The 16,184-nt window shown below is 41.6% G+C and carries 12 protein-coding genes; 3 read left to right on the top strand and 9 right to left on the bottom strand.

Features of this window, described 5'->3' with window-relative positions; translation table 11 throughout:
- Positions 1-32 precede the first annotated feature (32 nt).
- From H5183_RS09475 to H5183_RS09440, 8 genes are all read right to left on the bottom strand, one after another.
- On the bottom strand, positions 33-2,183 hold the full coding sequence (locus H5183_RS09475; RefSeq protein ID WP_182731545.1) for a hypothetical protein: 2,151 nt from the start codon (positions 2,181-2,183) through the stop codon (positions 33-35).
- A gap of 162 nt (positions 2,184-2,345) precedes the next feature.
- The gene (locus H5183_RS09470) at positions 2,346-3,575 is read right to left on the bottom strand and encodes an MFS transporter (RefSeq protein ID WP_182731544.1); all 1,230 of its coding nucleotides are present in this window, start codon (positions 3,573-3,575) and stop codon (positions 2,346-2,348) included.
- 53 nt (positions 3,576-3,628) lie between these two features.
- Positions 3,629-5,266, bottom strand: a complete 1,638-nt coding sequence (locus H5183_RS09465; RefSeq protein ID WP_182731543.1) for a sulfotransferase — start codon at positions 5,264-5,266, stop codon at positions 3,629-3,631.
- Between the two features lie 111 nt (positions 5,267-5,377).
- Complete coding sequence (locus H5183_RS09460) at positions 5,378-7,873, bottom strand: TonB-dependent receptor (protein ID WP_182731542.1); 2,496 nt, start codon at positions 7,871-7,873, stop codon at positions 5,378-5,380.
- A 111-nt stretch (positions 7,874-7,984) separates the two neighbouring features.
- Positions 7,985-8,839, bottom strand: a complete 855-nt coding sequence (locus H5183_RS09455; RefSeq protein ID WP_182731541.1) for a carbon-nitrogen hydrolase family protein — start codon at positions 8,837-8,839, stop codon at positions 7,985-7,987.
- 103 nt (positions 8,840-8,942) lie between these two features.
- Entirely contained in the window at positions 8,943-10,781 is a 1,839-nt protein-coding gene (locus H5183_RS09450) for a PLP-dependent aminotransferase family protein (RefSeq protein WP_182731540.1), read from the bottom strand.
- 33 nt (positions 10,782-10,814) lie between these two features.
- Positions 10,815-12,098, bottom strand: coding sequence for a 4-aminobutyrate--2-oxoglutarate transaminase (gene gabT, locus H5183_RS09445; protein ID WP_182731539.1), 1,284 nt, complete (start codon positions 12,096-12,098; stop codon positions 10,815-10,817).
- A gap of 36 nt (positions 12,099-12,134) precedes the next feature.
- On the bottom strand, positions 12,135-13,586 hold the full coding sequence (locus H5183_RS09440) for an NAD-dependent succinate-semialdehyde dehydrogenase (protein WP_182731538.1): 1,452 nt from the start codon (positions 13,584-13,586) through the stop codon (positions 12,135-12,137).
- Positions 13,587-13,708: 122 nt separating this feature from the next.
- On the opposite strand from H5183_RS09440, the gene H5183_RS09435 reads away from it, so the two are divergent.
- Positions 13,709-14,626, top strand: coding sequence for a LysR family transcriptional regulator (locus H5183_RS09435; RefSeq protein ID WP_182731537.1), 918 nt, complete (start codon positions 13,709-13,711; stop codon positions 14,624-14,626).
- Between the two features lie 26 nt (positions 14,627-14,652).
- Here the strand turns inward: H5183_RS09435 and H5183_RS09430 are convergent, their stop codons facing one another.
- Positions 14,653-14,886 (bottom strand): DUF1653 domain-containing protein, encoded by a 234-nt coding sequence (locus H5183_RS09430; protein WP_182731536.1) that lies wholly within the window; start codon positions 14,884-14,886, stop codon positions 14,653-14,655.
- A 60-nt stretch (positions 14,887-14,946) separates the two neighbouring features.
- Between H5183_RS09430 and H5183_RS09425 the strand changes: the two genes are divergently transcribed.
- Both H5183_RS09425 and H5183_RS09420 read left to right on the top strand, forming a co-directional pair.
- Complete coding sequence (locus H5183_RS09425) at positions 14,947-15,429, top strand: DUF2947 domain-containing protein (RefSeq protein ID WP_182731535.1); 483 nt, start codon at positions 14,947-14,949, stop codon at positions 15,427-15,429.
- A 90-nt stretch (positions 15,430-15,519) separates the two neighbouring features.
- Positions 15,520-16,149, top strand: a complete 630-nt coding sequence (locus H5183_RS09420; protein ID WP_182731534.1) for a hypothetical protein — start codon at positions 15,520-15,522, stop codon at positions 16,147-16,149.
- The last annotated feature ends 35 nt before the right edge of the window (positions 16,150-16,184 follow it).

Here is a 16,184-nt window from a genome sequence, read left to right as displayed (position 1 = left end):
GCCAGTAGGCCGCTTATTAAGCTATTCTCACTTTAATTACACATACTACGAATTTTATGTAGCTCTAAAGCAGTGTTTACTTGCCCGTAATCGTTACTGTCACTAAAGGCATAATAAATCATATCGTTAGGTAATAAACTCACCACAATACCGCCATAGCCAGACATATAAGGAATGGACAGCGCATTTGTGCAACTAAAAGCTTGTTGTGCGTTCCATATCCAAAAGCCGTTGTCGTAACTATCATATTGACTGCCAGCATTTAAACCATGTGCTTGAGTTTGCAGTGTTTGTGCAAGCATTGTTGGCTCAAGTATTTGTATGCCGTTTATTACACCTTGATCTTTACTTAAAAACTCCGCAATTTTTACCACATCATCATAGTGATAGGTTAAACCATAACCGCTAAGTGGTTGGCCGTTCCATGGGTTGCTGGTTGATTCTGTGGTGCGTGAGGTCGTGCTCATTAAAGGGCTCACACCTAGTGGTTTCCATACATCGGCGTAAAGCATATCCCACAAATCTGTACTTTCTAAAGCGTTGAGTTGCACGCCTAATAAATAGGTGTCAGAAGTGTGATAAACCCATTTAGTGCCCGCCGTGGCTTTTTTAGTATAAGTGCATGCGTGATTTAATTTTTCACTGTTAGTATATTTCAAAAAGAAGTTATTGGCTGTAGTGCTATCGCCTTCATCAACCTCAAAGCCATCAGAGTTATAACGACCTGTGGCCATGTCGAGTAGGTTTTCAAAACTTACTTCAGACCAGCTTGAGGCATAACATTGGTTGACGCTTTGTGTTTTAGTGCCAGGGTATTTTTGTTCCATACGCATTAGCCCTACTGCACCGACAACTGATTTGGCTGTAGAGTAAGAAGGTAAAGCCATCACTTCGCAAAACGGATAATCACCCATGCGCGTTTTACAGCTACTGACATAGTTAATGCCATCAACCACAACGCCAAACACTGTTTGATCGCTTGTTGATTGGTCTGACCCCAACTGCGCCGTGTTGATATTAGCTGTTGGATAGTCGCTGGCAAGTTCGCTTATATCTTTTGTGGGCATACGGCGAGTAACTTCATCAACATAGTTACTTTTAACGGTAGCTGAGTTGGTTATGCTACTTGGCGTATAGCTTGCACCGAGCATACCCCAACTATTAAATTTAAAGTAAGCACAGGTTTCGCCAGTAATTTGATAAGCGACATTAGAAGTACTGCCATCATCTTTAAATAAAAAGCTAAGCACGCCATTATGAGTACAATTTGCCCCCGCTTCTTGTAATGCAAAAGGGAGTGCTACACGTGTAAAGCCATTATCGCTATTTTCGTTCCATACTCTGCCAGGCTCTAAAATATAATGCCAAGAAGGGTGTGTGGTGGCAATTAATCCACGCTCTAGCGGAATAATATGGCTACCCGTTTGCACAAATTCAAATTCAAATTCAGGAAGATGTTCTGGACTAGTATAACTGCTAGCAATATTAGTTCCTTGCTCTTGTAATGTTCCGCGGATCGATTCGTCAAAAAGTGTTAAGGTCCCTGAAAATGTATTGCTTGGGTGGGCTGCATTACTAGGCAAAGCATAAGCACTATTGTTAGTTAAACTAGCGTTATCATTATTCAGAACGGCTGGTGTTAATAGTGTACGGCTGACATTACCATCACCAGTTAATGGCTCAAAACCACCACTGACAGACGCGGGTTCGCCCGTTAGACTTATATTATCAAAGTAGCAGTAATCAGCATTATTATTACCTTGTGTAGCAAGTGAAATCATAACTTGCGCTGTTTGAGTGGGTAAGGTGGCGCTACCCGTGTATAGAGAAACACCATCATCTTGACCATTTTCTAAGGTGGAAAATACCTTCCAGTTGTTGCCATTGTCGGTTGAGTATTTGGCAATACAACGTTCGTTATACTCAAGCAAATAGCCTGCTATATCAACACTTACAGTTAGATTGTCATAACCTTGAGTTAGCACTGTTTGTGTGGCCTGCTTTTGTTTAACTAAACGTAGCGAGTAATTACTTGCGTACTGATTGGTAATGGCTTGTGCACCACTGCCAGATATTATCCAACCATCAAAATTACCATCTTGAAAGTCATCACTAAACAACGTTTGTGCCGAAGCACTTACGCAGAATAAGCTTGCTAATATGAGTATCGATTTGTTCTTCATTTTATTCGCCTCTATCGTATAAGCGCGTTATTTGCGCATAACTATATTTATAGAAGAGTGAGTGAATAGCAGTAGAGCCAAAAGGGAGGTTTCAGTAGAGCCAGATAATCCAGATAAAAATAAAAGCCCGTCATTTATAAGACAGGCTTTGTTCAGAGTTGTTTACTTGTGTCTATCGAGTGTGCGTGCAGGTAAAAATGCTACCGCAGCACAGGCAATTAGGCCAATCACCGCAAAGTCGATAATTTGCTGGTAATTTTCGTCTTGCAATATAAGTGCGGCAACCATAGGACCGGATGCTAAACCCATTTTAGAGGCAAAGCCTCCCATTGCCGCTGCTTGGCCGAGTTTATCAAGCTCGGCACAGATACCGAATAAGTAAGGCAATACAAAAGCCCAAGTAATGCCAATAATAATATTTGTAATTAAGTACACCATGTCGTTGCCACTAAAGTGCAAAAGCCAGCTACATAACGCAGTGACAAGTGTAGCGACTAAAACGGGTACAGTGCGCCCAAAACGGGTGCCGGTAATAATAACGAGTAGGGCACCAAAAAGTGCTACCCAGCTTGCCATGCCTAATGCATTGCTCATAAACTCTATTTTAAGGCCGTCGGTAGTACCAAGCTCAATCATATAAGCAAACAGCCCCATATTAGCGGCTTGAAATAAGAAAATAGCAAAAAGGTTTAAGCCCAACAATAACCGTGGTGGTTTAGTTATTAGTACTGTTTCAGGTGTGGTTTGATTGCCAGTGACAGGTGTTGAGATTGAATAATGAGGCAAAAATGGCAACATAATTAATGAAACAGCAGTAAATGCCATAAGTGCAAAAAATAGCCCAGCAGTACCAAATTCAGGCGTTAGGGCTGGTAGGTACATAATACCTAGACCGCCTAGCCCCCATTGAATTAGTAGTAAGTAACCAAATGTTTTATCAGGTTCAAAGGTGCGTGAAATAATACAAAAGCCAATGCCCACTAGTAACCCGCCCGCAAGGCCATGTATTGCGCGAGTGGCAATCATTACAGTTGGTTCGCTTATATAAATACAAGAAAAATCAATAGCTAGCAAAATAACTAATAATGTATAGGCAAAGCGCTGCCATTGAATGCGTTTAATTAAAAAAACCGCTGCGAGCGCGCCAATGGCAGCCCCATATAAATTAGCTGAGCTGACAAAGCCTGCTTGTTGGCTGGTGAAGCCGCCACCTTCTTTTAAGCCATTAACGACGGCAGGCATGATATTAATATAAAAAATCCCAGCGGTGGTTAAAAACGCTAAAATGATCCGCGCCCAAGCGCTATCTGGATGTACTTTTATAGTGCTAAATAAGCCGCTTAGCTGGTTTAGGTGAGTGCCTTGGTTATTGTTATAAGTTTGTTCTGCCATGGTAACCTCCTGCTCGCAGCTATTGATTAATCGCCAAATAATCTATTTTTTGATTAGTCACAACATATACCTGCTTGCTCTAGTATTTTTTGTATAGGTGATAGCTCATTAGCAAAGTGTTGCCATTTACCTTTTGAACTTTGGTATATTTTTTGTCTTACTTGTGTAGCACTGGCAGTGGTTGAAGGTGCGATATTTTTGTCAAAATCGCAGCATTGTGCTTGCCAGTCGAGAGCACAATACTTGATTAATTTTTTAGCATGTTGCTCAACATCGCTAATCAGATCTTCATAGGCTATTTGATGAATAACTCCCGGCAGTATTTTATGCCAGTGCTGCATTAACTGATGATGGGCCACATAATAATGAGCAAGCTCATCTAATTGGTACGAAAACGGGTAGCCATGAGTAAACAATTGCTTATACATGGCATAGCAGGTGTCCATCGGGTGGCGCGTAACATGAATTATTTTTGCATTGGGTAAAGCTTGGTGAATAAGCCCAATATACAATGAATTGAGCGGTAATTTATCAATAAAGCACTGATGCGTTGTAATCTCAGGGCGAGCTTGATTAATGTAACTTTCACCGAGTGACTTAAAATCTATATGTTGACTGAGCTTTACAAGCTCAGCTTTAGATTGTGGAGGTGTGTGTGTGTGTGTGTGTGTTTTAACTTCACTAATCATTTGCAGTGCAAAGTCGTTAAGCTCTCCGGCATTGACTACTTGGTCATGCTGACTAATAATGCGTTCTACTAATGTTGAGCCTGTACGTGGTAAGCCTAAAATAAAAATAGCTTGGCTATTTTCGCATCGAGGCGCGGTTTCATGCGTTTTAAAAAAATCGCTGTTATAGGTTGTAGCTATTTGTTTTAAGGTTTCAATATCTGTGATTGGGGCGTAGCGCATATTCGCTCTTCTCACGTTTGCACCTTGCTGTAAACTGTTAAAGCTGTTGGTGTAATCAGCTATATCCTCTTGTTCTTTTGCTCGTGCATAATAAAGCTGTGTTTTAGCCAATGGCGATAATTGCTGGTTTTGTAAACGTAAAGTGAGTTCACTAATATGGTTATTATTGGTTTGTTGTTTTTTTAGGCTAGAACGTAAAAAGTAAGCTTCAGTATCGTTTGGATTTAAACTTATTGCTTTATTTAATAGCGTTTCGGCGTGGTTGATATTACCTAAGTACCGCTCTACGGACGCTAAATTAAAATATAGTTGGCTTGCGGCTTTAGGCTGGTTGGCTTCATTTATCTGTTTAATAGCCTGTTGGTAATAAAATTGTGCCTGACTGTAATCTGCAAGTTTAGTAAATAAATTAGCGCAATCAATGATGTTTTTAAATTGACTATATGGCTGTTTTTTTAGTTTTTCGCTCAGTACAGTTGCCGCTTGCTTATCCACATTGAGTAAAATATTAATTTTGTGGATCAGCCATTGTGGCTCGTTAGGTTCAAGGGTGAGCATTTTATCGGCAGTATTAAGTGCATGGGTAAACTCTTTTAGTTGCAACGATAAAAAGCTAGTGGCATACCATCCGTCTGCAGAGCTTGGATATTGTGTATTAACTACATGACAAGCTTGCTTTGCTTGCGCTACATTTTTTTGATTTATATAGCTCCAGGCAATATCTAGCTGCGATTCAATATTGGCAATTGAACTTTGATTTTGTGATTGTTTAAATTGCATGTTGACTAGCAAAGTTATGTATTTTAATTAGAAAGTAGCGTTTTTTTATCATTATTAATACACCTATTTTTTAGTAAGTGAGGTACATCTATTTGATGTACCTCATTTTATTTAGAAGCGATACAAGGCATTTATACCAATAGTACGCGGACGGCTAATATAGTCTTTTGATGAATTGCCTAAAAAGTTTTGTGAGGGCTCTGTGCCCATATACCCCTCAGGTATAGTGCCAGTAACGCCGTCTTCATTAAATAAATTACTCACGTATAAGGTAACGTCCCAGTCTTCATGATTTAAACGGCTGCTTAAATTCCAGATTGAGAAGCCATCAATATCTGCTTGTAGCTTTTCACTTTCACCTAAGTAGTTTAAAGAGTCAGACTGATAGTAAGCGCTTAGTAAAGTGATCCAATACATACCGTTATCTAATGTTTGGGTGTAATCAATTGATGCACTTAAAGTGTTCTCAGGTGTACTTGGTAACTTATCACCGTCCTTAGCTTGTAAGCTCAGCGGGGTTTCAGCGGCAATACTTGAAGGTACATATAAGTCAGCGGTGAGCTCAGCTTGTACGTAGGCATAGCCCAAGCTGTAGTGAACGTCATCACTTAAATAACCTTGAAGTTCTAACTCTAAACCAGATGTTTGCGCTGATTCTCCATTAGCAACGGAGAAAAACCCCCATGTTGTTGCCGTGTTTAGCTGCGGGTCGTCCCAGTCGATTAAAAAGGCTGAGGCGGTATAACTATGGGCACCATCTCCTAGGTATCCTTTAACACCAAACTCATAGTTAGTGGCCATATCTGCTTTATATTGTTGCCACTCGGGGCGCTCGGCTAAATCACCTGAAAGCGGCACTGCATTAGCCCCCCCGCGACGGTAACCTTCAGCGTAGGTGGCGTAAACCATGGCTTCATCGTTTAAGTCGTACGATATATTACCTTTGAACAACACATTATCTTCACTGGTTTCAAAGTAAGGCTCTTCAGTTAGGTTTGGCCAAATAGGCAGAGCTAATACGGTGTCATTAGTAAATTCGTTATCAAAATAGCGCATCCCCACAGTTGCCCTAAGTTTGTCACTAAAGTGATAGGTCAACTCTCCAAATAAGGCTTTATCCTTAAAGCTTTGGTTGCGTACATAATGAAAATCGTTATCTGTATAAGCCATGCCAAAACCTTGCATTGTTGGCCACCAATCAAAGGCACTAAACGCCCACTTTTGATACCCGGGCATATAGCTGTCTTGCGTTGAAAGTGTATCTTGGTCCATATAATACGCACCCACTACCCAGTCAATATTGGCTTTACGTTCATTCGATACGAGGCGTACTTCTTGTACAAAGGCTTCTTCTTTATAGCCGCGATCAGCTACTGCAAGAGGGCGGGGTGTGCCGTAATATAAATCTGAAAACCAGCTGTTTTTTGCATAAAAGCCGGTATTATCACTTAGTGAGTTACCCTCATGAGTATATGATGAGGAGCTTGAAGTCAGGGTTGCAAAGCCTAAATCCCATTCCACCTCAAGTGCAGTTAATGACACATTACGCTCTGATGGTTCAAGGATCACAGCACCGTTTTCATAATCATCATAATTTTGCTCTGTGCCATCTACCCAGTTAGTTCCACGAGTTACTTGACGGCGACCACCTATTTCATCGTCTTGAAACTGATGAGAGAGTAGTAAGCTTAGCTCATCTGTTGCTTGCCAAAAGGCAGATACACGACCATAAGTGATATCAACAGTGTCAGCATCTTCTACACTTCTAAAAGTATTACCACCAGTTGCTACATCACCGTCTATCGCAGGTGGGTTATAACCTGCAGAAGGGACAAAACCGCCATTAGGATCAAAGTTTTCACTTGGAAATGCGCCAACCGGAGGGCGGCTGTTATCTGCAAGGTTATACACATTGGTGTAATCAACAATGCCATCGTTATCTATTTTGCCAAGATTGGCACGTACAGCAAAGTTATCAGTAATTGGTAAGTTAAGCATGACATCTGTGTTTAGGTTAAATCCTTCGGAGCCTTCGGTTTGGCTTAAGTTGGCGGACGCAGTACCATAAAAGAAATCGGTGTCTGGGCGGTTCATACGATACCTAACGGTACCAGCCAAAGAACCAGAGCCATATAAAGTACCTTGCGGTCCGCGCAGTACTTCGACCATTTCAACATCTTTTAAAATAAAATTGGCGTACATGGGAGTGTCATTAATATATGAAGCGACGGTCGGTACCGCTGAAAGCGCCACATCACCATTGGCACCGCCATCTACGTTGACGCCGCGAATAATGATACCGCTGACGGCTCCTGAGTTTCTATAACCACGATCTACAACAGTAATGCCTGCTACGTTGCGCATTAACTCTGAAGAATCAACAATGCCTGCATCCTCTAATTCAGCGCCAGATACTGCAGAAATATTATAGGGTACATCTTGAATGCTTTGTGAGCGACGGTTGGCGGTAACTTCAATACGCTCTAGTTTGCCTTTTTCAGCGTCAACTTGCTCTTGTGATTCTGCGGCCAATGCACTTGCTGACATTAATAAAGCCGCGCTCACAGCACTTGATATCATGGTTTTGTTGAACGTTGTTGTTTTCATATTATTCCCCAGACCTGTTGTTTTATTTTTGTACTGTTTTTAGAGTAGATCATTTTGTTTTTAAGCCTAGTACCAGATTGTTGCTTTATATGGTGCCAGTCATTTTAGATTCTACCGTTTATCGTTTTGGGCAATTTTAAGTTCACCTAATTGCCCAAGCGCACTTTGACTACGCTGTTGTTGGTTTGTAAATGGGTATTCGATGGGGTTGTCGCGAAAGCTTTTTAATGGTTGACCAAGACCATGTAAACCTCGTTCTCGGTTACGCCTAACAACGGCAAAGTCAATTTCGATAGGGAAAACCTCAGCTTGATTACTGGCTTTGTAAATAACACTGCCATCAGGCGCAGCCATAATTGATTGGCCATTACCATATTCACCGGTGCCGTTTACTGTTAGCACATAACATTGGTTCATCGCGGCCGTTGACTGCGCCATAGTTAGCTCAATACTACGATCGATAGTACCAGTTAAAGTAGGGTAAATGAGCACTTCAGCCCCTTTACAGACAAGGCTGCGAGCGACTTCAGGAAACCACAAATCGTAGCAAATAGCGACACCGATACGCCCTTGTGGTACATCAAAAACGACAAAATCACTTCCTGGAGTTACGCCTTGCTCATAAGGGCAAAAAGGGTATATTTTCCGATATCGTTCAATAACACTACCTTGGTTATTAATTACCGAGGTAGTGTTATAAATATGCTCTGCAACCTGCTCGTAATCTGAGCCTGGTATCAACCAAATGTTTAGCTCTTTAGCTAGGTGGCAGTAAAATTTCTCAGCGTCACTAGGTAATGTGTTGGCGTATTTTTTTTCTGGTCCATAGGTGCATAACTCGCTGAGTACTATCATGTCTAACCAAGGGAAGCGTTTTTTGGCTTTAGTTATTTCCGCCCCGATAACGGCTAAGTTATTACCGTTCGGTAATGATAGTTGCATGCCTGCAATAGAAAAGTGGCTCATTTAGTTGCTCTTTAAATGTAACGTTCATGTTACTTTAGCTGCATCTGGCTAGGTGGGTGTAGTGCCAGTTTTTACTCTGTTATGGTGCCAGAGTAAAAACTGGCTATTTTATCTTATCTAAACATTGTAATTGGCGCACTAAGCAGTAGTTAAGATCAAACCATTTCATTTGTTGACCATCCATAATGACATAGAAGCCTTTTACCTCACCATAGCCCCATAAATTCCATTGACGATAGTAAATGTCATTTTCAATCCACCAGCGGCCGCTATCAATCTCACTGTCTTTACCGCCTGTTTTTCCATGCATAGTGCCATCGCTCCTTAACTCTATAATGCACTCTACGCCGTACACCATTTGACACTCAAGTACTGCGCCATTGAGTACCTTGGTTAGTGCGCTGCTGGTCAATAAACTGCCTTTGGCATTCGATAGCTTTTCTTCAAACTCAGCAGTTAGTTGATGAATTAAATCAGCCAGTTTTTTCACACCCATACGAATTTTATCACTGGGTAAGCTAGTAATACCCATTCTAAAACAATTGGCAGGATGTTCAGAGCTTGCAAAGTAACGCTTGATTGGCTCTATTAAAATACCTTGCTCTGCGGCTTTCTCCCGTAAATATTCACCATCTAACTGACTTGGGCCGGTTATCCAATAGGCAGTTCCTCCTTGAATAGGGCCAGTATCAATGCAGTTTGGTAAATATATATTGAGTGCTTCGCGCAGTTCTAACCAACGCTCAAAAAAGACTTTGTGTAGCTGCATCATAAAACTGTCGTAGTAACCTAACGATAAAAAGTAGGCAACAGCACGTTGGTTGCTGATCGGCGGATGGCGCATGACCATTTTGCGAATTTTTTTGAGTTCTTGGATAACTTGGTTATCGGCAACAATAAAGGCAATTTGCACGCCTGACGCTAATACTTTAGACAAGCACGACACATACACCACACGGTTGTCTTTATCTAAACTACGCAGGGCGGGATGAGGTTGCCCTAAAAAGTTACTTTCAAATTCAAAGTCATCTTCAATAATTAAACTATTTTGCTGCTGCGCTTGCTGTAATAATTGGTCACGGCGTGCCATCGACATAGTAATGCTGGTCGGCGTTTGGTGGCTTGGTGTGGTGTAAATAATATCGCAGTCATTAAGCGTATCGTTAATAATTAAGCCTTGGTCATCCAGCGGTTGATAAATTAAATTAGCGCCTTGTTGCAGTAGTAGTTCTCGCATTTCTGGGTAGCCGGGTTCTTCTACGGCCACGTTGACTGAGCTGTCTACAAATAGTTGGGTAATTAAATGCAAGGCTTGTTGTGTGCCTACAGTAATTAATATTTCATCTTGACTGGCTTGAATGCCGCGTCTTGGTAAAATTTTGCTGCGTATTTCATCAAGCAGCATCGGGTCGTCTTGTAAGCCTTGAAGTTCAGACCACTGGTAAATTTCGCCACTGGCATTCGCGCGATTATTGGCTTCTCGCCATTCTTTTACAGGGTATAAAGAGGCGTCAAATTTACCATCTATAAAAGGGTAGGAGTAACGTCGCCAATTATAGGGGCAAGCTGCTTCATAAGTGGTGGCAATAGCACCTTTAAAACGATGTTGATTGTTAGTGGTCGGGGCATTTGCTTGTTGCTTGGCAAGCGTGCGATTATTACTTTTGGCTAAATTTTTCACCCGCCCGGTATTAATGTGCTCGTTAACAAAAATACCGCTGCGTTCTTTAGTTATTATATAGCCTTCATCCATTAACGCCTGATATACCAGTACTATGGTATTACGCGATACTTTAAGTTGCTGAGCAAATTTACGTGATGAGGGCAGTTTGGTATTTGGGGGAAATGAGCCGACTAAAATACCTTCAACCAATTTATTACGGATCTGGCTTTGCAAACTCTCTGCAAGACCATGATCGATATGAATTAAGCTGGTCGCCATGCTTTTCCCCATTATTGTTATACTTGCTTTTTATTAAGCCGTAATAAGTGATTTAAATAAAGCACTAAATTGATCAAGTCCTTCATTCGCGATGTCGTCACTCATTGTGAGTGCAGGTAAAAAGCGAATAACATTACCGTAAAAACCGCAAGCTAATAAAATTAAACCATGCTCAGCAGCACCCGTAATAATGGCTTGGGTAAGAGCTGTATTTGGTTGCTCGCTATCAGCGTTATTAACCAGTTCTATGGCAATCATAGCACCTTGATTTCGTACATCTAAAATAAGCGCAGGGTGTTGGCTTTGCAGTGTTGATAAGCGCTCATTAAATAGCTGCCCGAGTTTATTTGCGCGCTCAATAAGGTTTTCTTCTGTAATCACTTCAAGTACGGCAAGTGCGGCTGCACACGCAACTGGGGAACCACCATAAGTGCCGCCAAGCCCTCCTGGTAGTGGCGCGTCCATTATGTCACTTTTTCCAACCACAGCAGCAATTGGAAAACCACCAGCAATCCCCTTGGCCATGGTCATTAAATCGGGTTCTACATCTGCGTGCTCAAAACTAAACATTTTACCTGTACGACCAAAGCCGGTTTGAATTTCATCGGCAATGAGCACAATACCATGTTCGTCACATAGTTTACGTAGTGCAACTAGTAGCTCTTTTGGTGCCTGATAAAAACCACCTTCACCTTGTACGGGTTCGATAATAATTGCCGCTGTATCGCTAGGGGCAATATCAACTTTGAATAAGTTTTCAAGCGCTTTCAATGAGGCTTTAACAGAGACTTCATGACAGTCATTGGGAAATGGTACATGAAAAATATCACTAGGAAATGGCCCAAATAAATTTTTATACGGGGTAATTTTACCCGTCAGTGCCATGGTTAAATTAGTGCGGCCATGAAACCCGCCATTAAAAGCTATTACACCACGGCGGCCAGTATGTGCGCGCGCTATTTTTACACAGTTTTCAACCGCTTCTGCGCCAGTTGAGACAAATATAGCTTTTTTGGCTGAATCCCCAGGAGCAAGCTCAGTGAGTTTTTCAGCTAAAGTAACAGCCACCTCATAAGGGTTAACCATCACACAGGTATGACTAAACTTATCTACTTGTTGTTTTACCGCAGCGACAACTTTTGGGTGGCTGTGGCCGGTATTACACACCGCGATGCCAGTACCAAAATCAATATAGCGTTTGCCTTCAACGTCCCATACTTCAGCATTGATAGCACGTTCTACATATACGGGATAAACATTGCCTTGGCCGCGGGCGATTACTTGGCTTTTTCTTGCTTGTAAGTCTTGATTATTCATTATAATGTCTCTTTATATAAGTTGTTAAAGCGCGGGTTAAATGCCACCCATACACAGATATTTAATTTCTAGGTAATCATCAAGGCCGTACTTTGAGCCTTCACGTCCGTTACCCGACTGCTTAACACCGCCAAAAGGGGCGGCTGCATTTGAAATAAGTCCTTCGTTAATGCCGATCATGCCATATTCAAGCCCTTCACTTACCCGCCAAATACGGCCTATGTCGCGACTGAAAAAGTAAGCAGCCAAGCCATATTCGGTATCGTTAGCAATTTTTATGGCTTGTTGTTCATCGTTAAAGCTAATAATAGGTGAAACCGGGCCAAAAATTTCATTGTTGGCAATCGGCATATCATTGGTAACATGGCTTAAAATAGTGGGTTGATAAAAGTTATCTCCGGCGCTATCAAACTGGCCGCCATGGACAAGTTTAGCGCCAGCGGCGATTGATTCACTGACTAAGAGAGCCACTTGCTTAGCTGCTTTTTGGGAGATCATTGGGCCAATGGTTACGCCTTCCTTTATGCCATCACCGATGGTGAGTTTAGCGACCGCTTGAGTGTATTTTTCGGTAAATTCAGCCAACACATTCTGCTGCACTAAAATACGGTTAGTGCACACGCAGGTTTGCCCTGCATTACGATATTTAGAAGCAATAGCACCGGTTACAGCAGCATCTATATCGGCATCATCAAATACAATAAAGGGGGCATTTCCGCCAAGCTCCATTGATACTTTTTTAACCGTAGAAGCACATTGGCTGATTAATATTTTGCCCACCGCTGTGGAGCCGGTAAAAGTAAACTTAGCGACATCTGGGTGCTCGCTTAATACTTTGCCCATACCTTTAGCATCATCACCTACCACCACATTAAATACCCCCGCAGGAATACCTGCACGCTCGGCAAGCTCCGCCATCGCAAGCGCTGAAAGGGGGGTTTCAGCAGCAGGGCGGGCGACAAATGTACAGCCCGCTGCCAATGCGGCAGCAGCTTTGCGGGCGATCATGGCGTTGGGGAAGTTCCACGGCGTGATTGAGGCAACCACACCTACGGGTTGCTTTATAACTACAATGCGTTTGTCGCCAGCTGGAGCTGGAATTGTATCGCCATAAACGCGTTTAGCTTCTTCGCTAAACCATTCAATAAAGGCTGCGCCGTAGGCTATCTCACCTTTTGCTTCATTGAGCGGTTTACCTTGCTCAAGGGTTAAAATACGAGCTAAATCATCTTGGTGCAGCATTAGTAAGCCAAACCAATTGCGCATTAATTTAGCGCGTTCATTAGCCGATTTAGCCGACCACATTTTAAACGCGTTTTTAGCGGCTTTAATAGCCATGTTTGTTTCAGTTACACCACAGTTGCTTACCATCGCAATACGCTTACCATTGGCTGGGTTGGTTACTTCAAGCTGAGTTTCACTACTGTGCCAGCTGCCGTTTATATATGAAAACTGTTTGAATAATTGCTGATCGTTTAACTTGTCCATTGTGTTACCTCAAGTTCACTTTTCAACTATTGAAACTGATTTATAAACTTGATTAAATACTAAACATTCAACCTTATGTTTGGTAATATTCAAACATTACTGTGTTGCTTTGATGTAGAGCTATGGCTAAAACTTCGATTATTCCTAAACCGATTGCTGAATATGATTTACGATTACTGCGTATTTTTAGGGTGGTGGTTGAAAATGGTGGCTTTGCCGCAGCTGAAAATGAGCTAGGGATCACGCGTTCAACCATTAGTTTGCACATGAGTAATCTTGAAACACGCATGAAGTTAAAGCTGTGTTTACGTGGTCGCGGTGGATTTTCGCTGACTCAAGAAGGGCAAGCTGTTTATCATGCAGTGCTTGAATTATTTGCATCTCTTGATGATTTTTCTTTGTTAGTGGGCTCCCTTGGGCATGAACTTAGTGGTGAGCTTGTAATTTTATGCGCTGACCAAATTAGCCCAGCGCAGCAGCAAAAACTAGCAGAAGTGATCCGATATATTCATACCCAAGCGCCAAACTTACATTTGGTACTTGATGGTGGCAGTATTCATGATATTGAAAAAGCGCTATTAAAAGATAAAGCGCACTTAGGGATATTTCCTGGGTATCAACAAGTTGAAGGGCTTAGTTATCAATCATTAAGTAGCGATGCCATTTATTTATGTTGTAGCGACAAGCACCCTTTTTTTAATGTGGTAGATAGTAAAATAAGTAGCGAAATGCTTGCTCAAAGCCCCTCGGTACACCCGGGAATTGATATTGATGCAAATGGCCGAGAACAGCTAAAAAAGTTAAATTTAGCTGCTAAGTCTTATCAGTTTGATACCCGTAAAACCATGATTTTATCGGGCTGTTATTTAGGTTACATGCCGCAAAGTTATATTCAGCAAGAGCTAAATGATGGCAAAATGCGCATCATTAAGCCCAGCTCACTTACTTATCAGTTTGATTTGTCTTTGGTGTATAAAAAAAATCCTAAAGAGCAAAAAAAGGTCGAACTTGTTCAAGCGGCATTTATGAATGTTTTTTAGTTAGTCCGAAGTTAGCCCGAACCATATTAGTTACCAATATATGCAAAGCGAGGAATAATTTGGCCTTCTTTCTCAATGGTTTCTAAAAACATACTAAGTGGTCGCGCCCACATGCCAAACTCACCATATAAGGCTTGGTAAATCACCAATTGCTCTTGGCTTTCACTGTGAGTGGCAACATAAAGCACTTTGTATTTAGGGCCTTTGTAGTGTTGGTATATGCCTGATTTGAGGGTATTTGGTTTTATTGCTGTAGTCATGTTTTGATCTCTTGTATAATTTGTCTTTGCACTTTTAATGCTAACTAATTTGCCAATACTATGAACTATATTTCGTTAGATGATTACAAAAAAGCGTGGGTTTTTCGTCATAAAGATGCGCCAGTAACAGAACAAGACCTTGCCTTAATTAAACCTATGAGCCATGAGCGTGCCGCTGTTTTATGGAGCACCATGGTGAGCCGTGAACATGACCATCCTGATTTTTTTGAAAAAACAGACTGGTGTGGTAACGAAGACAATTTCTCGCAAACTATTCACTGGGAAGCTGCATGGGAAGCCGGCTCTGAGCAACTGCCAGCTGAGATCCTTGCGCACTTAGGTTGGCAAGCTAATACCACAGTGTATTTTTGTATCGCCCGCGATAATATTATCGAAACCAGCTTTGATGTGTTTAAACGCAATTGGCAAAATTTTATGTTTTTAGCTGATGGTAGTCTGTTATTAGGTAAGAAACGTGATGAAGTAGTGCAGTTTTTAGAAACTGGCGATGCTAAATTAGGTATAAAGTCACAAGTTAAGTAACCTGAGCTTTGCTTTTGTAAAGAGCAGAGCTTAAAAAGCAGTCAATACTGTGCTATAAAACAAGCAACTAGATGTTTTAGAGTATGATCGTTGGCTGCAAGCGACCCCTTTCAACAAGTCGATATTTGGCAATCAGATACACAACGTGTGCTATATGCACAGTTGTGTAATGCTTTTTATGCGCGGGAAATAGGTCAATTAGTTGTTGAAGTTAATGAACAGCGTTTACGCAAGCGATTAAAAAGTCTTCCTTATTATATAGAACGCGCAGCAACGGCCGTGGTAAATGGTCAAGTTCCTTTTCAGTTAGATCCGCACAATGGCTGTTGGCTTGATAAGCAAAAAGCTCAGCCTCCCAACGCAAAAAATAATGATGATTTTTATCAAACACATAAAAATGTAGGTTTAATTGTTCCGCTTTTACTCAATAGCGCAAATCAAACCCGTGTTGCAATAGACAGCATCGACCAAGTAAGCGACAATAAACTTCATTGTAATGAGCATGGTTGGTTTGACTGCCAAGGTCAGCCGCTTGAAGGGCAGTCGGTGGTGTTATTAAAGCCCACAAAGGCAACAATGGCCGCTGCTTGTTGTGGCCATCAGTGGTCTTTTGATAAACGCACGACACCGCGAACGTTATCACTGAGAGAAATGCTGCTAGCAGGCAATATCAATTGGCGTAATTTAAAACGTCCCCATGTTCGAGTTAAAAAAATATAATACCAGTAGCCTTAATCGCATTATAAATTTGTACT

The organism is Pseudoalteromonas sp. SR44-8 (genome assembly GCF_014163635.1).
Classification (GTDB): Bacteria; Pseudomonadota; Gammaproteobacteria; order Enterobacterales; family Alteromonadaceae; genus Pseudoalteromonas; species Pseudoalteromonas rhizosphaerae.
This window is presented reverse-complemented; position numbering and strand designations above follow the sequence as displayed.

Coding starts and splice junctions, on each gene's coding strand:
- H5183_RS09475 (WP_182731545.1), bottom strand. CDS start 2,183: ATGAAGAACAAATCGATACTCATATTAGCAAGCTTATTCTGCGTAAGT.
- H5183_RS09470 (WP_182731544.1), bottom strand. CDS start 3,575: ATGGCAGAACAAACTTATAACAATAACCAAGGCACTCACCTAAACCAG.
- H5183_RS09465 (WP_182731543.1), bottom strand. CDS start 5,266: ATGCAATTTAAACAATCACAAAATCAAAGTTCAATTGCCAATATTGAA.
- H5183_RS09460 (WP_182731542.1), bottom strand. CDS start 7,873: ATGAAAACAACAACGTTCAACAAAACCATGATATCAAGTGCTGTGAGC.
- H5183_RS09455 (WP_182731541.1), bottom strand. CDS start 8,839: ATGAGCCACTTTTCTATTGCAGGCATGCAACTATCATTACCGAACGGT.
- H5183_RS09450 (WP_182731540.1), bottom strand. CDS start 10,781: ATGGCGACCAGCTTAATTCATATCGATCATGGTCTTGCAGAGAGTTTG.
- gabT (WP_182731539.1), bottom strand. CDS start 12,098: ATGAATAATCAAGACTTACAAGCAAGAAAAAGCCAAGTAATCGCCCGC.
- H5183_RS09440 (WP_182731538.1), bottom strand. CDS start 13,586: ATGGACAAGTTAAACGATCAGCAATTATTCAAACAGTTTTCATATATA.
- H5183_RS09435 (WP_182731537.1), top strand. CDS start 13,709: ATGGCTAAAACTTCGATTATTCCTAAACCGATTGCTGAATATGATTTA.
- H5183_RS09430 (WP_182731536.1), bottom strand. CDS start 14,886: ATGACTACAGCAATAAAACCAAATACCCTCAAATCAGGCATATACCAA.
- H5183_RS09425 (WP_182731535.1), top strand. CDS start 14,947: ATGAACTATATTTCGTTAGATGATTACAAAAAAGCGTGGGTTTTTCGT.